Annotated in this window: 23 protein-coding genes; 7 read left to right on the top strand and 16 right to left on the bottom strand. The window is 60.2% G+C overall.

Annotation, left to right across the window (positions count from 1 at the left end):
- The first annotated feature begins 197 nt into the window (after positions 1-197).
- The 3 genes from BN2154_RS08350 to BN2154_RS08340 all read left to right on the top strand — a co-directional run bounded on the left by BN2154_RS08350 (position 198) and on the right by BN2154_RS08340 (position 3,571).
- The gene (locus BN2154_RS08350; RefSeq protein ID WP_242853722.1) at positions 198-908 is read left to right on the top strand and encodes an N-acetylmuramoyl-L-alanine amidase; all 711 of its coding nucleotides are present in this window, start codon (positions 198-200) and stop codon (positions 906-908) included.
- 25 nt (positions 909-933) lie between these two features.
- Positions 934-2,307, top strand: a complete 1,374-nt coding sequence (gene radA / locus BN2154_RS08345; RefSeq protein ID WP_050618377.1) for a DNA repair protein RadA — start codon at positions 934-936, stop codon at positions 2,305-2,307.
- A gap of 247 nt (positions 2,308-2,554) precedes the next feature.
- The gene (locus BN2154_RS08340; RefSeq protein WP_050618376.1) at positions 2,555-3,571 is read left to right on the top strand and encodes a tyrosine-type recombinase/integrase; all 1,017 of its coding nucleotides are present in this window, start codon (positions 2,555-2,557) and stop codon (positions 3,569-3,571) included.
- A 22-nt stretch (positions 3,572-3,593) separates the two neighbouring features.
- Here the strand turns inward: BN2154_RS08340 and BN2154_RS08335 are convergent, their stop codons facing one another.
- Complete coding sequence (locus BN2154_RS08335; RefSeq protein WP_050619584.1) at positions 3,594-4,145, bottom strand: amidase domain-containing protein; 552 nt, start codon at positions 4,143-4,145, stop codon at positions 3,594-3,596.
- An 86-nt stretch (positions 4,146-4,231) separates the two neighbouring features.
- On the opposite strand from BN2154_RS08335, the gene BN2154_RS08330 reads away from it, so the two are divergent.
- The gene (locus BN2154_RS08330; protein WP_050618375.1) at positions 4,232-4,882 is read left to right on the top strand and encodes an HAD family hydrolase; all 651 of its coding nucleotides are present in this window, start codon (positions 4,232-4,234) and stop codon (positions 4,880-4,882) included.
- 222 nt (positions 4,883-5,104) lie between these two features.
- On the opposite strand, the gene fba is transcribed toward BN2154_RS08330, so the two are convergent.
- On the bottom strand, positions 5,105-6,043 hold the full coding sequence (fba, locus tag BN2154_RS08325; RefSeq protein WP_050618374.1) for a class II fructose-1,6-bisphosphate aldolase: 939 nt from the start codon (positions 6,041-6,043) through the stop codon (positions 5,105-5,107).
- A 158-nt stretch (positions 6,044-6,201) separates the two neighbouring features.
- Between fba and BN2154_RS08320 the strand changes: the two genes are divergently transcribed.
- Positions 6,202-7,446: a 6-phosphofructokinase gene (locus BN2154_RS08320; RefSeq protein WP_050618373.1), complete on the top strand. Its 1,245-nt coding sequence runs from the start codon at positions 6,202-6,204 to the stop codon at positions 7,444-7,446.
- A 103-nt stretch (positions 7,447-7,549) separates the two neighbouring features.
- On the opposite strand, the gene pfkA is transcribed toward BN2154_RS08320, so the two are convergent.
- The 7 genes from pfkA to leuC all read right to left on the bottom strand — a co-directional run bounded on the left by pfkA (position 7,550) and on the right by leuC (position 15,220).
- Positions 7,550-8,536 carry a 6-phosphofructokinase gene (pfkA, locus tag BN2154_RS08315; protein WP_050618372.1) on the bottom strand — a complete coding sequence of 329 codons (987 nt, stop codon included), beginning with the start codon at positions 8,534-8,536 and terminating at the stop codon, positions 7,550-7,552.
- 22 nt (positions 8,537-8,558) lie between these two features.
- Positions 8,559-9,998 (bottom strand): adenylosuccinate lyase, encoded by a 1,440-nt coding sequence (gene purB, locus BN2154_RS08310; RefSeq protein WP_050618371.1) that lies wholly within the window; start codon positions 9,996-9,998, stop codon positions 8,559-8,561.
- 85 nt (positions 9,999-10,083) lie between these two features.
- Entirely contained in the window at positions 10,084-11,274 is a 1,191-nt protein-coding gene (locus BN2154_RS08305) for a pyridoxal phosphate-dependent aminotransferase (RefSeq protein ID WP_050618370.1), read from the bottom strand.
- Between the two features lie 190 nt (positions 11,275-11,464).
- Positions 11,465-12,259 (bottom strand): type III pantothenate kinase, encoded by a 795-nt coding sequence (locus BN2154_RS08300; protein ID WP_242853721.1) that lies wholly within the window; start codon positions 12,257-12,259, stop codon positions 11,465-11,467.
- A 127-nt stretch (positions 12,260-12,386) separates the two neighbouring features.
- Positions 12,387-13,463: a 3-isopropylmalate dehydrogenase gene (leuB, locus tag BN2154_RS08295; protein ID WP_050618368.1), complete on the bottom strand. Its 1,077-nt coding sequence runs from the start codon at positions 13,461-13,463 to the stop codon at positions 12,387-12,389.
- Positions 13,460-13,945, bottom strand: coding sequence for a 3-isopropylmalate dehydratase small subunit (locus tag BN2154_RS08290; RefSeq protein ID WP_050618367.1), 486 nt, complete (start codon positions 13,943-13,945; stop codon positions 13,460-13,462). Before BN2154_RS08290 ends, leuB begins: the two co-directional genes overlap by 4 nt.
- Before the next feature lie 15 nt (positions 13,946-13,960).
- A complete protein-coding gene (gene leuC / locus BN2154_RS08285) occupies positions 13,961-15,220 on the bottom strand; it encodes a 3-isopropylmalate dehydratase large subunit (RefSeq protein WP_050618366.1) in 1,260 nt (419 codons plus the stop codon).
- Positions 15,221-15,329: 109 nt separating this feature from the next.
- Here leuC and BN2154_RS08280 point away from each other — a divergent pair, with 109 nt between their 5' ends.
- Positions 15,330-15,950, top strand: coding sequence for a Crp/Fnr family transcriptional regulator (locus tag BN2154_RS08280; protein ID WP_050618365.1), 621 nt, complete (start codon positions 15,330-15,332; stop codon positions 15,948-15,950).
- Positions 15,951-15,954: 4 nt separating this feature from the next.
- Here the strand turns inward: BN2154_RS08280 and BN2154_RS08275 are convergent, their stop codons facing one another.
- Both BN2154_RS08275 and BN2154_RS08270 read right to left on the bottom strand, forming a co-directional pair.
- Positions 15,955-16,536, bottom strand: coding sequence for an HD domain-containing protein (locus BN2154_RS08275; RefSeq protein WP_050618364.1), 582 nt, complete (start codon positions 16,534-16,536; stop codon positions 15,955-15,957).
- Positions 16,533-17,357, bottom strand: coding sequence for a formate/nitrite transporter family protein (locus BN2154_RS08270; protein ID WP_050618363.1), 825 nt, complete (start codon positions 17,355-17,357; stop codon positions 16,533-16,535). Before BN2154_RS08270 ends, BN2154_RS08275 begins: the two co-directional genes overlap by 4 nt.
- Before the next feature lie 270 nt (positions 17,358-17,627).
- Between BN2154_RS08270 and BN2154_RS08265 the strand changes: the two genes are divergently transcribed.
- A complete protein-coding gene (locus BN2154_RS08265; protein ID WP_050618362.1) occupies positions 17,628-18,062 on the top strand; it encodes a GNAT family N-acetyltransferase in 435 nt (144 codons plus the stop codon).
- Between the two features lie 51 nt (positions 18,063-18,113).
- Here the strand turns inward: BN2154_RS08265 and BN2154_RS08260 are convergent, their stop codons facing one another.
- The 5 genes from BN2154_RS08260 to pknB all read right to left on the bottom strand — a co-directional run bounded on the left by BN2154_RS08260 (position 18,114) and on the right by pknB (position 25,788).
- A complete protein-coding gene (locus BN2154_RS08260; RefSeq protein WP_050619583.1) occupies positions 18,114-19,259 on the bottom strand; it encodes an acyl-CoA dehydrogenase family protein in 1,146 nt (381 codons plus the stop codon).
- A gap of 192 nt (positions 19,260-19,451) precedes the next feature.
- Complete coding sequence (gene spoIVA / locus BN2154_RS08255; protein WP_050618361.1) at positions 19,452-20,930, bottom strand: stage IV sporulation protein A; 1,479 nt, start codon at positions 20,928-20,930, stop codon at positions 19,452-19,454.
- Positions 20,931-20,945: 15 nt separating this feature from the next.
- Positions 20,946-22,478 (bottom strand): DUF3794 and LysM peptidoglycan-binding domain-containing protein, encoded by a 1,533-nt coding sequence (locus BN2154_RS08250; RefSeq protein WP_050618360.1) that lies wholly within the window; start codon positions 22,476-22,478, stop codon positions 20,946-20,948.
- Positions 22,479-22,771: 293 nt separating this feature from the next.
- Positions 22,772-23,650: a ribosome small subunit-dependent GTPase A gene (rsgA, locus tag BN2154_RS08245; protein WP_242853720.1), complete on the bottom strand. Its 879-nt coding sequence runs from the start codon at positions 23,648-23,650 to the stop codon at positions 22,772-22,774.
- Between the two features lie 17 nt (positions 23,651-23,667).
- Positions 23,668-25,788, bottom strand: coding sequence for a Stk1 family PASTA domain-containing Ser/Thr kinase (gene pknB / locus BN2154_RS08240; protein ID WP_050619582.1), 2,121 nt, complete (start codon positions 25,786-25,788; stop codon positions 23,668-23,670).
- Positions 25,789-25,804 lie beyond the last annotated feature (16 nt).

Here is a 25,804-nt window from a genome sequence, read left to right as displayed (position 1 = left end):
CGAGAGCCCGCCGTACCGCGGCGGGAATCCCCTCCGTTCTATCATATGCGACAGGCAACGAAGTGGAACGCCCTTTTCAATCGTACAAATGTATGTTATAATCATTCCAATAACATATTGACGGGGACAGCCTCATAAAGTGCTGAGAGGGGGTGTCTGCGTTGAAAAAAGACAGCATGCAGAGAGGCTTGGCAATCTTGCTCGTATTCGCGCTGGCCGTCAGCACCAGCTATTACCTGTTCCTATGGCCTGGACGGACCGTAGAGACGATGGCCCATCCGGGGCGCTTTGGGACGGAGACGGTGGTCATTGACGCAGGCCATGGCGGCGAGGACGGAGGAGCGGTCTCCAAGGCGGGGAACGTGGAGAGCCATGTGAATCTGGCAATCGCCACCCGCTTGGACCATATTTTGGGCCTGTTTGGGGCCAATGTCGTGATGCTACGCACGGAGGATGTCTCTCTCCACGATGACAGCGCCTCCACGCTGCGGGAAAAAAAGGTGTCTGATCTGCACAATCGGGTGGCGCGAATCGAGGCTACGCCGCATGCAACGCTGATCAGCATCCACCAGAATACCTATGATGGCAGCTCCAGATACCATGGTGCGCAGGTATTTTACGCCAATGGAGCTTTGAGCCTGCCGCTGGCCCAGTATACGCAGGAGGTCCTGCGCCGGGCGCTGGACCCGGAAAACAGCCGTCAGGCCACAAAAATCCCGGATTCCGTTTATCTGATGAGCCATATCTCCTGCCGGGCGATTCTTGTGGAGTGCGGCTTTTTATCCAATCCCTCGGAGGACGCCCTGCTGCAGACCAGCGGTTACCAGACAAAGATCGCTGCCGCATTGGCGGGGGCCTATTTGGGATTTGACCCAGAAGAGACGGCCGATATAAGCGAAGGGGCCTGAAGGCCCTAGGGAAGGGAAGACCCCTATGCCAAAAGCCAAGACGATTTTTTACTGTACGCAATGTGGAAATGAGACGCCGAAATGGGCGGGGAAATGTCCGGCCTGCGGAAGCTGGAATACCATTGTGGAGCAGCCCGCTGAACCCAGGAAAAAGGCGTCGGTCGGACAGCAGGGGGGCGGTATCCGCGGGGGGCTGCTGAACCGCCCCAAGCCGATGGCGGAGGTGGAGACCACCGACGAGCTGCGGTTTGAGACCGGACTTTCCGAACTGGACCGCGTCCTGGGCGGTGGGGCGGTGCAGGGCTCACTGGTGCTGGTGGGCGGTGCGCCCGGTATTGGAAAGTCCACCCTGATGCTGCAGATCTGCGACAACCTCTGCCGCTTTTCCAGGGTCCTGTATGTATCGGGTGAGGAGTCGGAGCGCCAGATCAAGCTGCGGGCGGAGCGCCTCCATATCCGCGGCGAGGGCCTCTATCTGCTGGCGGAGACCAGCCTGGAGGACATCCTGGAGGCGGTGCAGGAGCAGAAACCGGACGTTCTCATCGTGGACTCGATCCAAACCATGTACAATGGGGAGCTGCAGGCCTCGCCGGGTAGCGTCGGACAGGTCAAGGACTGTACCATGGCGCTGATGCAGTTGGCGAAGGGACAGGGCGTTACCGTGTTCGTGATCGGCCATGTGAACAAAGAGGGCTCCATCGCGGGCCCCAAGGTACTGGAGCATATGGTGGACTGTGTACTGTACTTTGAGGGGGAACCCCACATGTCCTACCGCATTCTCCGGGCAGCGAAAAATCGGTTTGGTGCTACCAATGAGATCGGCGTGTTTGAAATGGGGGACAGCGGCTTGGCGGCGGTCCCCAATCCCTCTGAAATGCTGCTGTCCGGCAGGCCGAAAGATGCGCCGGGAACCTGCGTGACCTGCGTTATGGAGGGTGTCCGGCCTGTTTTGGCTGAGGTGCAGGCCCTTTTGGCGCCCAGCGGATATGGAAACGCACGGAGGACCAGCAATGGATTTGATTATAACCGCGCCATGCTTCTGCTGGCGGTCCTGGAGAAGCGGGGAGGCCTGATGGTCAGCGGCTGCGACGCCTATTTGAATGTCATTGGCGGGCTCTATTTGGACGAGCCGGCTGCCGATCTGGCAGCTGTGATCGCAATGGCTTCCAGTTTCAGAGACAAGCCTGTGCCCGGCAGCCTGGCCGCAATCGGCGAGGTGGGGCTGACCGGAGAGCTGCGCTCGGTCAGCGCCTTGAGCCAGCGGCTGTCTGAGGTGCGGCGTCTGGGCTTCACCCAGTGCCTGATTCCGGCCAGAAACAACGCTAAGCTGGCCGAGCCGGATGGCCTACAGCTCATCCGAGTCCGAAATATTCGGGAGGCGCTCCGTGCAGTGCTGTAGCGGCCGGGAACCTGCGGCGGGCCTGGGCAGAAAATTCACGCAGGGGTCATGGGCGCAGGGCAGTCCGGCGGAGTCGGCGCGCGCCAGTGAGCAATATCCGTCTCGTTGGTGTACGCACGCACTGGTGCAGGCAATGAGACTCATACAAGATCCACTCCAATCAGATCAGAAGGGAGGCAAAACAGCTTCTGGAACGAACTCAACAAAATAAAAATTTTGTTGAGTAGAGAGGGGGCTGAAGTCTGCCATGGACTATCGTACCGAAGCGCCTGCCATCATTCGTGACTTTTTGGTCTATCACGAGACGATCCAGGGCCACTCCAGAAAAACAGTCGATGAGTATTACCTGGATCTGCGGAACTTCTTCCGATTTATGAAAATTGAAAAAGGAAAAGCATCCCGGTCCGCGGAACTGGATGAGATCGCGATTGATGATGTGGATCTGGATTTGGTCCGCTCGGTAACCTTGACCGATGTCTACTCCTACATGAACTACCTCAGCCGCGACCGCGTCAGGCACGCCAACAGCCCGGGCGCCGGTTATGGGCTTGCTCCGGCCGCCCGCGCCCGAAAGATTGCCGCCATCCGCTCGTTTTATAAGTATCTCACCAACAAGGCAAAATTAATCGCGGAAAATCCCATGCAGGATCTGGACTCTCCCAGACTGAAAAAAACCCTTCCGCGCTATCTGGATCTCCACGAGAGTATCCAGCTTCTGGAAAGTGTGGATGCGCCAAACAAGGAGCGGGACTACTGCATTTTGACCCTCTTTTTGAACTGTGGACTTCGGATCTCCGAGTTAGTCGGCCTGAATCTAACGGATGTTCGAGGAGAACAGCTCAGAGTGCTGGGCAAAGGCAATAAAGAGCGGATGCTCTATTTGAACGACGCCTGTCAGGGGGCGATTGAGGACTGGCTGGCGGTCCGCAGCCATTTGGCTGCAGCGGATAAGAACGCCCTATTTCTGACCCGTAAGCATACCCGCATGACTACGGACGCAGTCCACTACATGGTTAAACAGCGGCTGAAAAAGGCGGGGCTGGACAGCAGCCAGTATTCCAGCCACAAGCTGCGCCATACGGCCGCCACGCTGATGCTCCAAAACGGCGTGGATGTACGGACCCTTCAGGAATTACTGGGCCATGAGCATTTGAATACCACCCAGATTTACACCCATGTGGACCGTGATGATTTGCGTCTGGCGGCCCGGGCCAATCCACTGGGAACGGTTAAAAAAAGATCTGTAAAACCCGAGAAGCCGTAAAAAAGGGACCACGGCCACCCCCTCAGACGGGCGGCCGTGGTCCCGGCATCTGCGGCCAGGGCTGGGGTGCATAGGCCCCTAAAATGTGGAGGAAGCGGATTTCCTGAAAGAAGTAACTGCTAACCGGCCGCCAGTCGGCATCATAGGAGTGGGCGGCGACCAGCGTATTGTCCAGTGTGGGAGGTTCTCCCATGGCCACAATGATCGGCGTGTGGCCAAAGGCCTCTTTGTTGAATCGGAACTGGATGAAATCGCCAGGCTCCAGGTGGTCTAAGGTGGTCTCAACACCAAAGGGGCCTGGACTGATCTCGTTCCGGGTGATAAAATTATAAAAATAGGCCACACCGGTCCAGGCAGGGGCTTTGTTGTTGGCATCAATGTAGTACCAGCCGTAAGTGGGCGTAAAATTCATGACGCCGGTACCGGCATAAAGGCACTGGGAGGCGAAATTGGTGCAGTCGCCGCCCAGCTCCTCATAATCGTAAAAGGCGGGGTTGCGGCTGAAGGCCCACTGATGCGCATAGCGCACGGCCGCTTTTCTGTCGTATGGAATGATGGGCAATGCCAAGGGCAGCTCCCTCCTTTCCAAGGTTCTGCTTTATCCTATGCGGGGAAAGCACTTTGGGGCCATAATTTTGTTTGGAGGGAATGGAGAGAAAAATGAGACGATTCGATACCGTGATCTTTGATTTAGACGGCACACTCCTGGACACGCTGGAGGACCTGGCGGACAGCACCAACTATGCCCTGCGTGAGAACGGGTTTCCCACCCGCAGTCTGGCGGAGGTGCGGCAGTTCGTGGGAAACGGCGTGGCGCGGCTGATCCATCTGGCTTTACCGGCGCGGGTTTCGCCGGAGCTGGAGGCAAAATGCCTGGAGACGTTTAAGGGCCATTACCGACTTCACATGCGGGATAAGACCGGGCCCTACCCCGGCGTCCCAGCCCTGCTGGAACGGCTTCAGGCAGATGGATTCCGCATGGCGGTGGTATCCAACAAACTCGATGACGCGGTCAAGACGCTGTGCGACCATTCGTTTGGGCCGCTGGTGCCGCTGGCCCTCGGAGAACGTCCGGGACTGCGGAAAAAGCCGGCTCCGGACCTGGTACTTCAGGCGCTCCGGGAACTGAAGGCGGAACCCACACGGGCCGTCTATGTGGGCGATTCCGAGGTCGATCTCCAGACGGCTCACAATGCCCATCTCCCCTGCCTATCCGTATCCTGGGGATTTCGAGACAGGGCATTTCTCCAGGAACAGGGCGCTGAAAGCATCGTGGACACGCCGGAGGAGCTGCTCCGGCTCTTGCTTTGAGTGCGGAGGCGCTGCAGGGATACTGGCCGTAATTGACCGGCACGGCGGATGCAGGGGAAAGGCTGACGCCGCCTCCCCCTCTCCTGGCTCCAGGGCCCCCTGGCCCGGCTGAACGCCCTCTTGCGTCGGACGATGCCTGCGACGGAGCGAAGCCGGCTGCTCAGGAGGTATCAAACAGCCGCCCCAGTGTCATTCTGCACCGGGGCGGCTGTTTGGCAGGTTTTACGCTTTGTGATCGCAGCCCAGGACGTCCACGATCTTATGAGCCACCAGCTCCTTGATGTTTGCGCGGGCGGGCTTGAGGTATTCGCGGGGATCAAATTTGTCAGGATGCTCGTTGAAGAACTGTCGGATGGTGCCCGTCATGGCCAGGCGCAAATCAGAGTCGATATTGATCTTGCATACGGACATGCGGGCGGCCTGGCGGAGCTGGTCCTCCGGCACGCCAATGGCGCCAGGCATATTGCCGCCATTCTCGTTGATCATCTTCACATACTCCTGGGGCACGGAGGAAGAGCCGTGGAGCACGATGGGGAAGCCGGGCAGGCGCTTGGATACCTCCTCCAGCACATCGAAACGGAGCTGGGGCTTGGTGCCGGGCTTAAACTTATAGGCGCCGTGGCTGGTGCCGATGGCAATGGCCAGGGAGTCACAGCCGGTCTTGGTGACGAACTCCTCCACCTCTTCGGGGTGCGTATAGGAGGAATCTTCAGCAGAGACCTTCACGTCATCCTCGATGCCGGCCAGGGTACCCAGCTCCGCCTCCACCACCACGCCGTGGTCGTGGGCGTATTCCACCACCTTTTTGGTGATTTCAATGTTTTCGGCAAAGGGCTTGGAAGAGGCGTCAATCATGACAGAGGTAAAGCCTCCGTCGATGCAGCTCTTGCAGGTCTCGAAGTCGGGACCGTGGTCCAGATGCAGGACGATGGGGATGTTGGGGCACTCGATCACGGCGGCCTCCACCAGCTTCACCAGATAGGTGTGGTTGGCATAGGCGCGGGCGCCCTTGGAGACCTGAAGAATCAGGGGGGCGCTCAGGTCCCGGGCGGCCTCGGTGATGCCCTGCACGATTTCCATATTGTTGACATTGAAAGCACCGATGGCATAGCCGCCCTCATAGGCCTTCTTGAACATTTCGGTGGATGTGACCAGTGGCATAGCAGATCAACTCCTTTTTTATTTTGTAATTCAATTTTAACAGCAATAGTTGATAAATGCAAGAGGGTGTGCTATTATATTTAGGCAGAAACGACTTTCTAGCGAAAGCATTTTGAGAGGAAACGAAAAATACTATAATTGCGATAGGAGGATTTCATATGAGCGAATTGAAGGGCGCGTGCATCATCGGACAGTCCGGCGGCCCCACCGCCGTCATCAATGCCAGTGTGCAGGGTGCTATCCAGGCGGCTCTGGAGGCTGACTGCATCACCCGCGTGCTGGGCGCAGCCCATGGCATCAAGGGCGTGCTGGAGGACCGGCTGTACGACATGGGGCAGGAGGAACCGACGGAACTGGAGCTGCTGCAGAACACCCCCTCCTCTGCCCTGGGCTCCTGCCGGTATAAGCTGGCCGACCCCGACGTGGACGACACGGACTACAAGCGCATTCTGGAGATTTTCCAGAAATATAATGTGCGCTATTTCTTCTATAACGGCGGCAACGATTCCATGGACACCTGCAACAAGATCTCCAAGTATATGCAGAAGGTGGGCTATGAATGCCGCATTATGGGGATTCCCAAGACCATTGACAACGATCTGAACGGCACGGATCACTGCCCGGGGTTCGCTAGCGCCGCCAAGTATATCTCCACCTCCTGCATGGAGGTCTGGCAGGACGCACATGTCTATGATACCGGCATGATTACCGTGGTGGAGATCATGGGCCGCCATGCCGGCTGGCTGGCTGGCTCCGCCGCTTTGGCTACCTGGGCCGGGTTCGGGCCGGACCTCATCTACCTGCCCGAGACCGACTTCGACATGGAGCGGTTCATCGCGGATGTAGAGGATATCTATCGCCGGACCGGAAAATGTATGATTGCGGTATCTGAGGGCATCCACTACGCCGACGGCACGTTTGTGTCCGAGGCCAAGACCTCTGCGACCGACGGCTTTGGCCACGCTCAACTGGGCGGGCTGGCCACGATGCTGGCCGAAGTGGTGAAGCAACGGACCGGCGCCAAGGTCCGGGGCATTGAGCTCTCTCTGCTTCAGCGCTGCGGTTCTCACCTGGCCTCTCAGGCCGACGTGGAGGAGGCTAAGCTGGCCGGCCGGGTGGCGGTGGAGTCCGCCGTGGCCGGCGTGACCGACAAGATGGTGGCGTTCGAATGCCTGCGGGCCGGAGAGCGGTATGAGTGCAGAACCGTGCTCCAGCCGTTGGATATCGTGGCCAATTTTGAAAAAAAGGTGCCACGCGAGTGGATCAATGAGGCGGGCAATGGCATTGAGCAGCCCTTCATTGACTATGTACTGCCGCTGATCCAGGGAGAACCGGAGCGCCCCAGAGAGCACTCCCTCCCCCGCTTTGCAAGGTTGAAAAAGGTTCTCACCACAGAGATGTGATCCCAAACGGCACGGTCGTTCGATGGGCGAACAAAAGTGCAGGGTATGACTTTTCCATACCCTGCACTTTTCTCTTTTATGGACACCCGGCTTTGGCTTTTGATCATTCCGCCCCCACGCCGGTCAGGGCGCGCATAACGGTATAGGTCTGCTCATTGAGATCTTTTTTCATTTTGAGGGCCTCCGTGATGTCGTAATCCACATAGGTCTCACCCTGAACGCAGACGACGCGGTTGGTCTTTCCCTCCGCCAACAGGCGAACAGCTTCATAGCCCATATAGGTGGCCACCACCCGGTCGCGGACCGAGGGGGCTCCGCCTCGCTGGACGTGTCCCAGTACCGTGACCCGGGTATCGAGAGAAGTGGCCTCTGTGATGTGCTTGGCTACATCGTAGGCACTGGCCACGCCTTCGGCCACGATGACCATGAAGTGTGTCCGGCCGCCCAAGCGGGCCCGACGGATGGGTTCAATGACATCCCGCTCAAAATCCACCTTCCGCTCCGGCACCAGCACGCAGGTGGCCCCGCAGGCCACGCCCACATAGAGAGCCAGGTGCCCCGCGCGGCGCCCCATTACTTCCACCACCGAGCAGCGCTCATGGGACTGCATGGTGTCGCGCAGTTTATCGATGGAGTCCAGGGCAGTATTGCAAGCGGTGTCAAACCCGATGGTATAGGTGGAGCAGGCAATGTCATTGTCGATGGTACCGGGTACGCCTACCACGGAGATTCCCAGCCGGGAGAGCTCCAGAAGACCGCGGAAGGTGCCGTCGCCGCCGATGCCGACAAGGCCCTCCAAGCCCAGCAGCTTACAGGTGGCCGCTGCTTTCTCCTGACCGGCCTCCCCGCGGAATTCTTCACTCCGGGCGGAGTAGAGCATGGTGCCGCCCCGGCGGCTCAGGCCGCTGACGCTTTCAAAATTCAAAGGGGTGAAGTCTCCTGTAATCAGGCCGTGATACCCCCTGCGGATACCAATACACTCAATACCCATGTGCAGAGAGGTGCGGACCACGGAACGGATTGCGGCGTTCATACCGGGCGCGTCACCGCCGCTGGTAAACACGCCGATACGGCGTACTGCACTTGCCATACTGCTGACCTCCTTATTTCATTTAGACCTTTAATTCCACACTGCCGGTGCTCAAGGCCTCCGCATGGCGCGCCAGGACCGGCTTCACGCTGCCCTCCAGGAACTCCGTCACCTGCTCCGGGCAGCGGCCGATATAGCGGGAGGGCTCGAGATGGGCGGTAAGCGCTTCCCTGTTCATGCCAAACATGGGGTCCGCGGCGATGAGCTCGATCAGATTATTGGACAGGCCAAGCTCCTTTACATTCCGCCCCGCCTCCTGGGAGAGGACCCGGATGCGCTCATGGAGGGCCTGCCGGTCGCCGCCCCGCTTCACCGCGTCCATCATGATGTTTTCCGAAGCCATGAACGGCAGCTCTTCCAGGATGTGCTTTTCGATGACCTTTTCATGGACCACCAGACCCGACACCACGTTTTCATAGATATTGAGGATGGCATCTACCGCCAGGAAGGCCTCGGGGACCGAGATGCGCTTGTTGGCAGAGTCATCCAATGTGCGCTCAAACCATTGGGTGGAGGCTGTGACCGCAGGATTGAGGGCATCCACCATCACGTACCGGGCCAGGGAGCAGATGCGCTCCGAGCGCATGGGGTTGCGCTTGTAAGGCATGGCGGAGGAGCCGATCTGATTTTTCTCAAAGGGCTCCTCCACCTCCTTCAGGTGACACAGAAGCCGCAGATCGGTGGCAAATTTACTGGCCGACTGGGCAATCCCGGACAGGGTGGCCAGAACGGCGGCATCCACCTTGCGGGAGTAGGTCTGACCACATACGGGTACAGTGGATGTAAAGCCCATCTCCTTCGCAATTTTGCGGTCCAGCTCCAGCACTTTCTCATGGTCGCCCTCAAAGAGTTCCAGAAAGCTGGCCTGGGTACCGGTGGTCCCCTTTACGCCACGGAGCGGAAGCCGGTCGATCCGGTACTCCACCTCATCCAAATCCATCAGCAGCTCATTCATCCAGAGGGTGGCCCGTTTTCCCACGGTGACAAGCTGTGCAGGCTGAAAGTGAGTAAAACCAAGGGTCGGAAGGGATTTATACTTGTCGGAAAAATCGGCCAAAACCGCCAGCACACGTACCAGCTTATCCCGGATGAGTCCAAGGCCCTCCCGCATAAGGATGAGGTCGGTATTGTCGCCGACATAACAACTGGTGGCGCCCAGGTGGATAATGGGCATAGCCTTGGGGCACTGCTCTCCATAGGCATGAATGTGGGCCATCACGTCGTGGCGGAGCTTCTTTTCCCACTGGGCGGCGGAGTCGTAATTGATGTCGTCCAGATGGGCTTCCAGCTCGGCCACCTGTTCGGCGGTGACTGGGAGGCCCAGTTCCATCTCTCCCCTGGCCAAGGCCACCCACAGGCGCCGCCAGGTTGAAAACTTTTTGTCAGCGGAAAACAGCCGGAGCATTTCATCGCTGGCATACCGGGAGGACAGCGGGCTTTCATAGGTACTGGTGTTACTCATGGGTCCACCTCGTCTTCAAAAATTCAAACACAGGATACCACAAAAACGGAGCGGACACAAGGTCCGCTCCGTTTTTCAGCGGGGTTTATTCCGCCAGGAACTTTTCCAGGCGGTTCAGGCCTTCGTCGATGTTTTGCAGGGAGGTGGCATAGGACCAGCGGACAAAGTTGGGAGCGCCAAAGCCGGTACAGGGCACCGTGGCGACCAGCCCATGCTTCAGGAAGGCATCGGCAAAATCGTCGGCATCCCGGATGAATACCCCGTGGAGGGTCTTCCCCACCAACTGCTCCAGATTCATCATAATATAGAAGGCGCCCTCGGGCTTCAGACAGCTCACGCCGGGGATCCGGTTCATCCGCTCCACCAGATGGTCGCGGCGGGCCTCAAAGGCGGAGGTCATGGTGTCCACCGTGTCCTGGGGACCAATGAGAGCTTCCACGGCGGCTTTCTGGGCGATGGAACAGGGGGCGGCGGTGGAGTGACTGAGGTAGTTGGACATGACCTTGGCGATCTGCTCGTTGGCGGCAGCATAGCCGATCCGCCAGCCCGTCATAGCATAGGACTTGGACACGCCGTTGATCAGGACGGTGCGCTCCTTGACCTCCTCGCTCACAGATGGGAAGCTGGTAAAGGTCTTTCCGTCGTAAATCAGATGATAATAAATCTCGTCGGCAATGACATAGATGTCCTTTTCCACGCAGACCCGGCCGATGGCCTGAAGCTCTTCCCTGCTGTAGACCATGCCCGTGGGGTTGGAGGGGTTGTTCAGGATCAGGGCTTTGGTCCTGGGCGTGATGGCGGCGGAGAGCTGCTCGGCCGTCAGCTTGAAGTGACTGGCTTCGGTCGCATCCAGCACCACCGGAACCGCGCCCACCATTCTGATCAGCTCGTAGTAGCTCACCCAGAACGGCGCGGGCAGGATGATCTCGTCCCCAGGGTTCACCAGCGTCTGGAGCGCGATATACAAGGCGTGCTTGGCTCCGCTGGCGGCCACAATTTGTGCGGGCTTATAGTCCAGATCACAGTCGGCCTTGAGCCGGGCGCAGATGGCTTGGCGCAGCTCCATGATGCCAGAGGCGGGGGTATAGCGGGTAAAGTTGTCACGGATGGCGGCGATACCGGCCTCCTTGATGTTATCAGGCGTATTAAAATCGGGCTCACCGGCGCCGAAACCGATCACATCAATGCCGTCGGCCTTCATCTGCTTGAACAGGGCGTCAATGGCCAATGTTGTGGATGCGCGGACAGCCTGTGCGGTTTGGGACAACTCTTTCATAACAAACTCCTCCAGCTTGCGATTAAAATCACTATGACACATTATATGACGCAACTTGCAGAATTGCAAGTACAAATCCCGTTGAAGCCCAAAATTTTGAATGACAGTTTGACGTATAGTTCATGCAAAATGCAAAAAAGGGGCCGCCGCAGATGTCCGCAGCGGCCCCTTTGGGGTCCAAATGCAAGAGTCAGGATTTTTTTTGCTTGGCTTCGATGTTTTTGCGGTATACGAGGTGAAGCCCGTCCAGAAGCAGATCGGCATCGTAGAGGATGTCACGCTTGCACTCTCTGAGGACGGCCAGCGTGTTGCCGCCGGTGGCGACAACGGCCGCAGCCGGAGCGCTGGCATCCTCCAGGCGCTGGATCATACCGTCGATCATGCTGGCATTGCCGTAGACCACGCCGGAGCGCATGGCGTCCACCGTATTGTGGCCGAAGATCGAGGGCGGCTGGGCGATGGAGATATGGGGCAGCTCGGCCGCCCGCTCTGACAGAGCTTCCAGGGAGACCCGAATCCCCGGCATGATGACGCAGCCCTCGTAGGTATTGCCCCGCAGGTAGGACATGGTGACGGCGGTCCCCATGTCGATGACGATGACCGGAGAGGGATACTTGGCGATGGCGGCCACGGAGCAGGCCACGATATCGCTGCCCATCTGAGTATGGATGTCGGATTTGATATTAAGCCCCGTCTTGACCCCGGGGCCCATGACCATTGGGGCCTTGCCGGTGAGCATCCGGATTGCCTTAAACATGGCGCCTGTGACCGAGGGGACCACGCTGGACATAATCGCGCCTGTGACGGCCTGGATGTCCGCCTGATAGAGTGTGAATACCCCCATTAGGCTGATGGCGCACTGATCCTGGCTGGTATTGCGGCTGGTGGCCAGGTCGGAGCGAAACCGCAGCTTGCCGTCCGGACCATACAGACCGATACTTGTGGTGGAATTTCCAATGTCAATGGTCAGAACCAATTGCGCCACGCCCCTTCTTGCTCGTAAGCTGATTTTAACAGAAAGCCGACCTTCTTGCAAGTGCGGGCCTTCCTCTTTCCATCATCCATATGCGGGAACAGCGCCGGTTTTTCCGGCGCTGTTCCCTGGAATGGGTCTAGATATGCTCCCGGATCAACTGCCCCATCTTTTTGGTCCCGATGGGGACGACGCCGGGCCCGGCAATGTCGGGGGTCCGCCAGCCCTCGGCCAGGACCGCGTCCACCGCGCGCTCGATGACGGCGGCCTCGTCGGGCTTCTGGAAGGAGTAACGGAACATCATGGCCACGGACAGGATGGTGGCGATGGGATTGGCCTTGTCCTGGCCGGCGATATCCGGCGCGGAGCCATGGATGGGCTCATAGAGGCCGGGGGCGGTATCTCCGATGGAGGCGGAGGGCAGCAGGCCGATGGAGCCGGTGACCATAGACGCCTCGTCCGAGAGTATGTCGCCGAACATATTCTCGGTGACCACCACGTCGAACTGACCGGGGTCCCGGACCAACTGCATGGCGCAGTTGTCCACCAGAACATCTTCATAGGCCACATCCGGGTACTCCTCCGCCAGCCGGTGCATGACCGACCGCCACAGACGGGAGGTCTCCAGCACATTGGCCTTGTCCACGCTGGACACCTTTTTGCGGCGGAGGCGGGCCAGCTCGAAGGCCCGGCGGCCGATCCGCTCGATCTCATACTCCGAGTAGGCCATCCGGTCGGCGGCCTCCATGCCCCGGTTCGCGGTCTGGTACTTCTCGCGCTGGCCAAAGTAGATGCCGCCGGTGAGCTCACGGACCATCATCAGGTCGATCCCCTTTTCCGCCGTCTCCTTTTTCAACGGGCAGGCGTCGGCCATAGCGGGCCGAAGGGTGGCCGGACGCAGGTTGGCATACAGGCCCAGGTCTTTTCGGATGGCCAGCAGTGCCGTCTCGGGGCGCTGCTCAGCGGGCTTATCGGAGCCCCACCTGGGCCCCCCCACTGCGCCCAGAAGCACCGCGTCGCAGGCCCTGCACTGATCTGCGGTGCCGTCCGGGTAGCTCTTCCCCACCGCATCCGTGGCGCAGCCGCCCAGCAGCACGTCCACAAATTCATAGGTGTGGCCGAACTTTTTCCCCACGGCCTCCAGGACGCCTACCGCTTCGTTGACCACTTCCGGGCCGATGCCGTCGCCCCGGATCAGAGCGATCTGATACTTCATTTTGCCACACCTCTCGCTTTCAGAGACTTGAGCAGACCGCCGCTCTCAATGATGCCGTCGATAAAGGCCGGGAAAGGAGCGGCCTGGAAGGTCCTGCCCTGGGTCTCGTCGGTGATGACGCCGGTTTTGAAATCCACACGCACGGCATCACCGGGCAGGATGGCCGCCGCGGCCTCCTGGCACTCCAGAATGGGAAATCCGATATTGATGGCGTTGCGGTAGAAGATGCGGGCAAAGGAAGCGGCGATGACGCACTTCACGCCGCAGGCCTTGATGGCCAGAGGGGCGTGCTCACGGGAGGAGCCGCAGCCGAAGTTGGCTCCGGCCACCATGATGTCCCCCAGCTCCACCGTGGAGGAGAACTGGGCGTCGATGTCCTCCATGCAGTGGGAGGCCAGGGACTTTTCGTCTGGGGCGTTCAGATAGCGGGCCGGGATGATGACATCGGTATCTACGTTGTCTCCATATTTGTAAACGTTCATAGCATGACACCTCCATTACACCTTGGCCGGGTCGGTAATGCACCCGGTGATGGCGGACGCGGCGGCCACGGCCGGGCTGGCCAGGATGATCTCCGAGCTGACGGGGCCCATGCGGCCGACAAAATTGCGGTTGGTAGTGGAGACCGCCCGCTCCCCGTCGGCCAGCACCCCCATATGACCGCCCAGACAGGGGCCGCAGGTGGGCGTGGAGACGGCGCAGCCCGCCTCGATAAAGGTCTGGATGAGCCCCTGCGCCAGGGCGTCCATATAGATCTGCTGGGTGGCAGGGATGACAATGCAGCGGACGCCTCTGGCCACCTTTTTGCCCTTCAGGATATCGGCGGACTCCTGAAGGTCCTTGAGCCGCCCGTTGGTGCAGGAGCCAATGACCACCTGCTGGATGGGAATGCCGGCCGCCTCGTCCACGGTCCTGGTGTTGGAGGGCAGATGGGGCAGGGCCACCGTGGGGCGCAGGGAGCTGAGGTCTATGACCACTTCGCGGTCATAGACCGCGTCGGCATCGGGCTCCACTGCCTCCCAGGGGCGGTCCACCCGTCCGTCCAGATAGGCGCGGGTCTTGTCATCCACGGGGAAAATGCCGTTCTTGGCCCCCGCCTCAATGGCCATGTTGGAGATGGTGAAGCGGTCGTCCATTGTGAGCGCAGCCACCCCTTCCCCGGCAAACTCCAGGGACTGGTACAGTCCGCCGTCCACACCGATCTCACCGATCAGATGGAGAACCACGTCCTTGCCGCTGACGTATGGCTTCCGTTTGCCCTTCAGCGTCACCTTGATGGCGGGGGGCACCTTGAACCAGCACAGGCCGGTGGCCATGCCGGCGGCCATGTCGGTAGAGCCCACGCCGGTGGAAAAGGCGCCCAGGGCACCGTACGTACAGGTGTGGGAGTCGGCGCCGATGATAGCCTCTCCCGGGGCTGCCAGGCCCTTTTCCGGCACCAGGGCGTGTTCCACGCCCATCTGTCCCACGTCGTAGAAGTGGGTGATGTCGAAGCGCTGGGCAAAAGCCCGGGCCTGAGCGCAGAGTTGGGCCGCCTTGATGTCCTTGCAGGGGGTATAGTGGTCCAGAATGATGGCGATCTTGTCCTTGTCAAAGACCTGGGTCAGCCCTGCCTTTTCAAACTCGGTGATGGCCACAGGCGTGGTGATGTCATTGCCCAGCACCAGGTCCAGCCTGGCCTCAATGAGCTGGCCTGCCTCTACGGCGTCCAGGCCCGCGTGCTTGGCCAGAATCTTCTGGGTCATGGTCATTCCCATGGTTGGGTCCCTCCTTGTGCAAATCGTTGTACTCAGTATGCCAGAGCCCTTGTCAAAAGAATGTAACGCGTGATACAATAATAAAAAAAGCGGAAAGGCGGCAGTAAGGATGTCCCAGATTTGGGCCCCCCTGGCCGAGGGGCAGCGCCCCGGCATATATGTGCCGGGGCAGTTTATCTACCTGCAGGGCACGCAGGCGGATGCCTTTTTCTATCTGGTCAGCGGGGCGGCCCGCAGCTTTATCAGTTCGGAGTCCGGCGGCGAACGGGTCCTGACCGTCCATCGGGCGGGGGACCTGATGGGAGAGGCGTCCTTTTTCGATGAGCGCCCCAGGGTCTCTTCCGCTGTGGCGCTGGTACGCAGCGAGGCGATCTCCGTGGACCGGGAACGGCTGAACGCCGTATTCCGGGCCCACCCGGACCTGGCGCTTCCCATGCTGCAGTATCTGGCCAGGACCGTCCGCATGGTTACCGGCCACGTGGACGACATGTCCTTTCTGCGGGCGGACCAGCGGGTGGCCCGTTATCTGCTGTCCCTGCCGGAGGAAGCGGAAAGGGGGCGGCTGGCCTGCACCCATGAGGAGATCGGCTTTTCCGTGGGGGTCAGCCGAGTGACCGTGAGCCGGGTGCTGGGGGACTTCGTCCGGCGGGGCTGGGTGGAGACGGCCTACCGCGGGGTGCGGCTGAAGGACCGGAGCGCGCTCCAGAAGCTGGCTGACGCGCCGGGATGAGGTCTTACCTCATTCCCTGCTGTTCCTCCATCCGGAGGCGCGTGCCCCGGTCCAGCGCATCCCGCAGGGCCTCCAGGATGAGGTCGCCCTGGAAGTAGGCCTTGCCATAGTCCAGATTGAAGTCGTAGTCAAAGTCCGGCGGGTTTTGCCCCTGGTTGTGCTGCAGGATGGTTTCGGCCTTATCCAGCGCCTTCACCAGCCGGGCCTCCTGGGTGGCGGCGGCGTCATACTCCTCCCACAGGGCGAGCAGTTCCTCCCCCTTGGGGGCGGGCAGCAGTGCCGCCAGGCGGCGCAGGCAGGCCTGCTCCTCCCGGCGCTTGGCCGCCGGGTCCGGCAGGTCAGAGGCGCTGCGGTCGCCGCAGTCCCGTTCCCCCAAGTCGTGGACGAGGCAGAGCGCAAGGACCTTGGCATGATCCAGCCTGGGATAGCGGTCCAGCAGGGCACAGGCCAGCAGAGCCAGCCGCCAGGAGTGCTCAGCGGTGCTCTCCCGGCGCCCGGAGGAGGTCCAGGCCGTGCGCTCCACGGATTTGAGTCCCTCCGCTTCTTGCAGAAAGCACAACAGGTTTTCCGGCAGAGAACCGCTCATGCGCCCCTCCCCTTTCGTAGCCAGCAGGCCCAGAACAGGCCGCCCACCAGCACCCCGCCGATGATATTGCCCAGCGTGACGGGCAGCAGGTTCCCGATCGCAAAGCCGCTCCATGTGAGACCGCTGAGGTCCAGCCCGGCATCGGCGGCCAGGGCGGCGTAGGCGGGGATGGACTTGGCGAACAGTCCGGCCGGTATGTAAAACAAATTGGCCACGCTGTGCTCAAAGCCGCAGATGACAAAGAAGGACACCGGCAGGTAGGCCCCGAGGACCCGCCCGGGCAAGTCCTTGGCAGAGAGGGAGAGCAGGACTCCTACAGTGACCAGAACGTTGCAGAAGACGCCCAGGACCAAGGCGCTGCCGAAGGCGAGGCCGCACTTTCCGGCAGCCAGCTTCATGGTAAACAGGGCCAGGCCTCCGGCGGAGTCGTTCAATTGTCCGGAAAAGGCGCAGCCCGCGGCTGTCAGCAGGGCGCCGATGAAGTTGCCCAAGTAGACCAGCAGCCAGTTGCGGAGCATCTTCCCCACCGTGGTCTGACGGTCCAGAACGGACAGGGAGATCAGGGTATTGCCGGTGAAGAGTTCCCCGCCGGTCAGGACTACCATGGCCAGGCCGAAGGGGAAAAGCAGGCCGGAAAGTACCCGCGCCAGCCCCACATTGTCCAGGGAATGGCTGGCGGTATTGGTGACGGCGGCTCCCATGGCGATGAAAAAGCCGGCCAATATGCCCAGCAGCAAAAGCCGCCAAGCCGGCTGGCGCGTTTTGGCCGCTCCGGCGGCCGCGTAATTTTCCGCTGTCTCGGCGGGGGTGAAAAGCTGCATGGGAATGACCTCCTAAGCATTCTTTTAAAATCCTATGATACCGGAATCCCGCACATTTTTCAAGATTGACAGCGGCGATGGATTCTGCTATGATAACAACATCTGATTCGAAGGGAGCGATGTTTTATGACGAGGGCAATCAAGACGTGCGCCGCAAACATGGCTCCCGGCATGGCCCGCCCAAGGCGGGAGGCTAGTTACTGTGACTGCCCGGGAGAGGTCACCTCACCCGGGCATTTTTATGCCCATTTTTGAAAAGGAGCATAAAATATGGTAACTTTACGTGCGATTACAGTGGAAAACTTTGACGCCATCCTGGGGCTTCAGGTCGGGGTAGACCAGCGTGAGCTGGTGTGCTCCAATGCGGAGTCCATCGCCCAGGCCTATGTGCAGCCGGAATGCATCCCACTGGCCATTTATGCGGCGGATACTCCGGTGGGCTTTGCCATGTACTGTGTGGACCGCGACGACAATGAGTGGTGGCTGTATCGGCTCATGGTGGAGGAGACGTACCAGGGGCGCGGCTATGGACGAGCGGCTCTTCAGAAGCTCCTGGAGCTGGTACAGGCAGACCGGAGCCGACACCGGATGTATCTGGGCGTCGATTTGACGGGAAAGGCATCCGTCCGCCTCTATCAAAGCCTGGGCTTCCGCTTTGACGGGAGGGTCTTTGGGAAAGAGCATATCATGGTGCTGGAATATTGAAAAAAGGTCCGTGTATCAGTTGATACACGGACCTTTTTGACGTTCGATGGCTTACTTCAGGTTCAGGGAGCCGGAGATGACCATCTTCATGACCTCGGAGGTGCCCTCATAGATCTCGGTGATCTTGGCGTCGCGCATGAAGCGCTCCACGGTGTACTCCCGGGCGTAGCCGTAGCCGCCCAGAAGCTGTACGCAGCCGCGGGTGACCTCGTTGGCCACGTCGGAAGCCAGCAGCTTGGCCATAGCGGCGTAGACGTTGTAGGGCTTGCCCTGGTCCTTGGTGACGGCGGCACGGTAGGTCATCAGGCGGGCGGCGTCCACCTTGGTCTGCATCTCGGCCAGCTTGAACTGGGTGTTCTGGAAAGAGGCGATGGTCTTGCCGAACTGGACGCGCTCCTTGTCGTACTTGATGGCCTCGTTGATGGCGCCCTGGGCAATGCCCACGCACTGCGCGGCAATCCCGATCCGGCCGCCGTCCAGGGCCTTCATGGCGATCTTGAAGCCCTTGCCCTCACCGCCCAGCAGGTCGCAGGCGGGCACACGGACGTCCTCATATACTACGGCAGCGTTGGAGGCGGCGCGGATGCCCATCCGGGGGATGTCAGGGGTGACGGTGATGCCCGGAGTGTTGCGGTCCACCAGGAAGGCGGACATGCCCTTGGCGGCGGGGACAGACTTATCGGTGACCGCGAACACCAGGAAGGTGTCAGCGAAGCCAGAGTTGGTGGTGAAGATCTTCTCGCCGTTGATGACGTACTCGTCGCCGTCCTTCACAGCGGTGGTGCGGCCGGCGGCCACATCAGAGCCGGCGCCGGGCTCGGTCAGGCCGAAGCAGCCGATCTTGCTGCCGTCCACCAGCGGACGCAGCCACTTCTCCTTCTGCTCCTCAGTGGCGAACTCGTTGATGCTGGAGGCGCAAAGAGAGGTGTGGACCGACAGAGTGATGCCGGTGCTGGCGTCCACCTTGGACATCTCCTCCATGCACAGCACGTAGGACAGCACGTCGGAACCGGCGCCGCCGTACTTCTCCTCAAAAGGAATCCCGAAGAAGCCGCACTCCTGCATCTCCTTCAGCAGACCCATGTCGAACTTTTCGTTCTCATCCATTTCGTGTGCCAGAGGCCGGACCCGCTCCTCGGCAAACTTGCGGTACATCTCCTGGAGTTCCTGATGCTCGGGGGAGAGAGTGAAATCAATCATTTCAGTTCTTCCTTTCTATTATTCTGATTATGAACAATTCGATGGACGTTTATCTTGGCTACAATATAACATAGGAAAAAATTTTAGTCAACAAGTATTTTTATATAAGAACAATTTTAATTGGCACTAATTTTGCTTGCATATAGGGCAAAAGGACCTATTCCGTTTCAACGGAATAGGTCCTTTTTGTTATAAAATAATACAGATCAGGCCGCCGGAGCCCTCGTTGATGATGCGCTGCAGGGTCTCCTGGAGCTTGGCGCGGGCATCGTCCGGCATCCGTTTGAGCTTGCCGTTCAGGTCCTCGCTGACCAGCTCGTGGAAGGATTTTCCAAATATGTTGGACTGCCATATTTTTGTGGTATCCCCTTCAAACTCCTGGAGCAGGTAGTTGATCATCTCCTCCGACTGCTTTTCGTTGCCGACGATGGGAGAGACCTCCGTCTCGATATCGGCGCGTATCATATGGATGCTCGGGGCGCTCGCTTTGAGGCGCACCCCATAGCGTCCTCCCTGCTTGACGATCTCCGGCTCCTCCAGATGGAGCTCTTCTGTGGTGGGGACCACGATGCCGTAGCCCGTCTCCTTCACCTCCTGAAGAGCCGTTGCCACTTTGTCGTATTCGCATTTGACTCCCGCCAGTTCGGTGAGCAGGTCCATCAGATCCCCGTCGTCCCGGATGGTGAAGCCGGACTGATCGGACAGGGTCTCGTAGAACAGGCTGCGGGGCAGATCCAGGTCGGCGGACGCCAGCCCGATTCCAAGCTGGATGCTGCTGATGCGGGCGCTGCTGACGCCCTCGTAAGCTCCGATGGCGGAGACGGCCCGGTCCACGTCCCGGATGCGCCGCAGGTCGGTGCAGCCCTCGCGGATGGCGGTGTAGAGCCCGCTTTTGATGGGGTGGTCATAGGGCAGCGCGTCTACCCAGGGGGGCAGATTCAGATCCAGCTCCTTGAGCGGAAACTCATAGAGAACGGCCTTAATGATGTCGGTGACGTCTCCCACCCCCAGTTCCAGACAGTTGACCGCCATGCAGGTCACGTCATACCGGGCGGAGATGTCGGCCCGGATGGCCTTGGCCCGGTCGGAATTGGGATAGGCCGAGTTGAGCAGCACCAAAAAGGGCTTTCCAAGCTCCTGGAGCTCGGTGATGACCCGCTCTTCCGCCTCCAGATAATCCTCACGGGGGATGTCGGTGATGGTGCCGTCGGTGGTGATGACGATGCCGATGGTGGAGTGCTCGGCGATCACCTTGCGGGTACCGATCTCCGCCGCCTCCGTCATGGGGATTTCGTGGTCGTACCAGGGGGTGGTAACCATCCGGGGCAGATCGTCCTCGAACTGGCCCGCCGCCCCGGGGACCATATAGCCCACGCAGTCGATGAGCCGGACGGACAGGTGTGCGCCGCCCTCCATGGCGATGTCCACCGCGTCCTCTGGGACGAACTTGGGCTCAGCGGTCATCACCGTCCGGCCGGAGCCGCTCTGGGGCAGCTCATCCCGGGCCCGCTCCCGGCGGTAGACGTTTTCAATGTTGGGGATGACCAGGGTCTCCATGAACCGCTTGATAAAGGTGGACTTGCCCGTGCGGACCGGGCCTACCACGCCGACATAGATGTCGCCGTCCGTGCGTTTGGCGATATCCTCGTAAATCTTCCGCTCTTCCACGTCAATTCCTCCTTTTTACCGCTTCTTGGGGATGAGCAGCAGCTGACCCATGGGAAGGCTCTCCTCTTCCAGAGCATTGGCCTGGACAATATCGCCGGTGGTAGTGCCATAGGCCTTGGCGATATCCCAGAGCCGCTCCCCCTCCCCTACCATACGCAGTACAATGGAGGGCTGATTGGCGGTATCTCTGGGGGAATCCTCATCCATCTGGATATCTGAGACCCCAGTGGTGTTGCGGGCAGTCAGCGCCAGGTATTGGAAGTCAATGGAATAGCGTACCTCCACGCCGCCGCCGGCCGGGGTGGCAAAGCGCTCTCCGCCCAGACGGCAGCGGCAGGTCACCGCGCAATCCCCGGGCAGATCGACCGGACAGGCCGCCTGCAGAGGGCGGGTGATGGTACTCAGCCCGCCGTCTTCTCCTATGTATACCACCGTCACGGTGGTATCTGCGGTGAGGGTGACTCGCTCGCCCTCCCGTGTCTGGCCGGCCCCGCCCACATTGACGTAGATGTCGGCCACGCTTCTGGCCGCAGTCATGGTTTCCAGAATCTCGCGCACCATGACCCGCCGCTCGCCGTTTTCCACCAACTGGTGGAAGGTATAAGTCCGGCGCTCGGCATGGAGCCCGCAGACGGTGCTGTATACGTCGGATAAGAGCTGGACCGGCCGCACTTCGCGGACCACGGCCTGCGCCAGCAGGGCCAGCGCTACCGAAATCATGCTGTCGCCGTCATTCCCGTCGTTCAGGATACATTCACAGCCGGTCAATTGGACCTGGAGGGCACAGTCCGCCTCCTCCTCCACGCCGGAGACCTCCATGATCTGGGAGAACGGCAGATCAAAGCTGGCCGGGCACAGGGTATTGGAAGGGTCCCGGTAGAGCAACTGAAGGTGGACCTCCCCTTTAAAGATCAGTTTATTGCCGATGAGCTTGGATTCGCTGCATTCGATATCAGCCCGGCTCTTGAGCAGCTCTTCCACCCGGGGTTTGGTGCCTGAGATGGATACATCGTCGGAGAAGGAGAAGGGCTTCTCCTCCACCGCAGTGACCAGATAGGCGTTCTGGGTCTCTGTGAGCTGCTGGATGCCGCCCTCGGCCGGGCAGGTCACGCCGTCGCAGAGGCTCTCCGTCTGCCGGGCAAAGACCGACACTTCCACCGCCAGATCCACCCGGGTCAGGACCTTGCGGGGGTTAAGACTCCGGGCGTCTGCCGAGTGGACCCGCGGCATTGCCGTCACCAGACAGCCGGCATGGATGCCCAGGGCCTCCACAGAGCAGGTAAAGGGGATTGTGACGGTCATGCGGCGGACGCCCTCCGCCCCGTCGGGCAGATAGAGCACAGCGGCACGGACAGAGCCGGAAATCTCTGCCCGTCCCTCCTGGGCCTCTTTTCCCTTGAGGCACACCATGGCCTCACAATCCACGATGCGGAGGATGTCCGGACAGGCGTCGGGGACGATAGTCTCCAAGGTTTCCTCGTGGAAGAGGGTGGTGTCCAGCACGGTATCATAACAGTTGAGATGGGTTGTGTTCAATTCCAGCTCCATAGCATTCCTCTCCTTGTACTCCTGCGGGTCGCGGGACGGGCCGGGCGCATCCCGTCCCACGCCTGCACTTGATTCTAGGAGAAGCATATGTAGAAGGGGCCAGGCTTATGATTCTTTTCCGATGTGTTATTTCAGTCCAAAGAGGGCCCTGAGGATGCCGCACAGGCATTTGGGAGAGCGGACGACGACGATCTTCAACAAAAACGCCTCCTTTCCACGGAAACTGGCAGGTCTGCTGCTACCAGTATACGCAGAAAGAAGGCGCTGTGTGTGCCGGTCCGCCGGCGAAAAACCTATGTCTGGGGCAATTCCCACGCTTTGTGCTCTTTGGCCTGCTCGTACAGCCGGACATAGCTCTCATGGCGGCTGGCCGGGATTCGTCCTTCCGCCAGGGCGGCACGTACGGCGCAGCCCTTCTCCTTTACATGGGCGCAGCCGGTGAACCGGCACTGGCCCAGGTAAGGCTGAAACTCCCGGAACGCGTGCTCCAGGTCCTCTTTCCGCACAAGCTCCATGCGCTCGGTGTCAAAGGAGGAGAAGCCGGGGGTATCGGCCACGATGGCTCCGCTGGAGAGCTGGTAGAGCTCCACATGGCGGGTGGTATGCCGCCCACGGCCCAGCTTATCGCTGACCGCTCCCACCTGAAGCCGGAAGCCGGGCTCCAGGCAGTTCAGAATACTGGACTTGCCCACTCCCGAGTTCCCGGTGAAGGCAGATACCTTTCCGGCGATGAGTTCCGCCAGCCGGTCCATCCCCTCGCCCGTCTCCGCACTTACCCGCAGGGTGGGGAATCCGGCGGCGGTATAGGTGTCATAAAGACCATCCCCTGCGTCCAGATCGCACTTGTTGATGCAGATGACGCAGCCGCAGCCCTCTTTCCCGTCAGCGATGGCGGTCATCCGGTCGATGAGGAAGGGATCGGTAACCGGGATGGCCCCGGAGGCAATGATGACGAGCTGGTCGATGTTGGCCACCGCCGGCCGCTGGAACTGATTGACCCTGGGCAGGATCTTGTCCAGCGCGCCGGTACCGTCACCCAAATCGGTGAACCGCACCCGGTCCCCCACCAGGGGCGTGACCCGCTGGTGGCGAAATTTGCCCCTGGCCCGGCAGGTGACCGTCTCCGTCCCGGTGTAGACGTAGTAAAAGCCGCTGAGAGCCCTCAGAATCATTCCGCTGTCCGTACCCATCAGGAGAAGGTCACCGTCCTGCTCTCATAGAGAGAGCCGTTGATATAGATGTCCACCCGCTGTGTGCCGCTGCCCGGCACTGAGGGGCTGATCGGGCTCATGTGGCGGGGGACACTGTTTTCGTACATCTTGGTTCCGCCCACATCAATCCGCACGGTAAGCGTGTCGTCCGGATCGCCCTCCGGCAGTGTGATGGGTATGCTCTGACTGCTGACGGTGGGCTCCGTGCCGCCAGACCCATTGGCCGGTACGTCCGGCTCGCCGCTGGGGGGCGAACTCTCCCCTCCCGGTGCAGTCGGCGACTCCTCCGGCGGCGTGGAGGATGCGGGGGGCTGGGTGGGTTCGGTGACCGTGCCCTTGCTGTACTGGACGTTGACGGTGGTGCCCACCTCCACATCCTGATAGGATTCAATGCTCTGCCAGACGATTCTGCCCGCCTCTTCTTCGCTTGTGACCGGCAGGGCCTGCCCCAATTTAAGACCCAATTCATTCAGCATGGTCTCGGCATCCTCCACATACTGGCCGATCAGAGGGATCATGGTAACCGTCTCAGGCTTGGGGCCCAGGCTCACCACCAGGCGGACCTTCTGGCCGGGTGCCAGCTCGATACCCTCCACCGGGTCCGTGGAGATCACGTAGTTGCGGGTCACAGTGCTGGACGCATATTCCGGGTCCGCCCAGCCTATGCCCTCATTTTTGAGTATGGCCAGCGCTTCCCGGAGCTCCTTGTTCACCACGCCCGGCATAAGGATGGAATCCTCGCCGGCACTGATATTTACGGTAATGGTAAAGCTGTTGCCTTTTACCGTTTTTTCCGCCTCCGGAGACTGCTTGACCACCTGGCCCGCCGGATACTCGTCGCTGAGGATGGTATCCCCTTCCACAATGGAAAAGACTCCGGACTCCACCTCGGGCAGCTTTGCAATCTCCTCCAGCGTCTTGCCCCGCAGGTCGGGCACTTTGTGCTCCTGAACGGCCGGATTAAAGATGTCGCTGAAAAAGGTCATCCAGAGGAAGACGCCGATGCCGACGATGAAGATCAGAATCGCGGCCACCGCCATGGGGGCGGCCAGTGAAGAGCCGTGATCACGGCTGCGCCCCCGCCTGCGGCCCCGGAAGTCGTCATCGTCCTCCTCTGGCTCGTCCTCCCGAGGACCGACCGGACGGCTATGGGCCGGCGGCGGGGTGTGGTAGATACGCTGGCGGCCTGTGGTCTCGATGACCTGGGTGGGTTCATCTCCGGCGTCCCCTGTGAACAGGTCGGCGGGGGTATATTCAAAATTGATGTTGGGGTTTTTGCGGAACTCCTCCAAATCGGCCAGCATGGCGTCGGCGGAGAGATAGCGCTGCTCCACATTGGAGGCCATGGCCTTCATGGTGATGGCCTCCAGGGCCTCGGGAATGTCGGGATTCAGCTCCCGGGGGGCCAGAGGGATGGAGTTGATGTGCTGGATGGCCACGGAGACCGGCGAGTCCCCCTCGTAGGGCAGGCGGCCGGTCAGCATCTCATAGAGCACCACGCCGGCGGAGTAGATATCGCTGCGGGCGTCGATGCGGCTGCCTCTGGCCTGTTCCGGCGAGATATAGTGGACCGAGCCCAGCGCCTCCTGAGTCAGGGTAGACTGCGCGGCGGAGGCCAGCCGGGCAATGCCGAAGTCCGCCACCTTGATGCTGCCGTCCCGGAGCACCATAATGTTCTGGGGCTTGATGTCCCGATGGATGATGCCTCTGCCGTGGGCATGGGACAGCGCCTTCATGATCTGGGTGATGAAGTGCAGGGCCTCCTTCCAGCTCAGAGGCTCCCCCTTTTTCTGCATATACTGCTTGAGTGTGATGCCGTCCAGCAGCTCCATGACGATATATTCCAGATCGGAGGATTTGCTCACGTCATATACCGCCATGATATTGGGGTGGGAGAGCATCGCCACGGCCTGTGATTCGTCGTGGAACCGGCGCCGGAATTCGGCGTCCTGGGCCAGATCGTCCCGGAGAATTTTGATGGCCACCAGGCGGTTGAGGCGGTGGCAGCGGGCCTTATAGACCACTGCCATGCCGCCGGTGCCGATGACCTCCAATATTTCGTACCGGTTGTCCAGCATTTTCCCTATGTACTGATCCATGATACAGGTATCCCCC

The organism is Intestinimonas massiliensis (ex Afouda et al. 2020), from assembly GCF_001244995.1.
In the GTDB taxonomy this organism is placed as follows: domain Bacteria; phylum Bacillota; class Clostridia; order Oscillospirales; family Oscillospiraceae; genus Intestinimonas; species Intestinimonas massiliensis.
The sequence above is the reverse complement of the archived record's forward strand: the minus strand, read 5'-3'. Positions and strand labels throughout refer to the sequence as shown.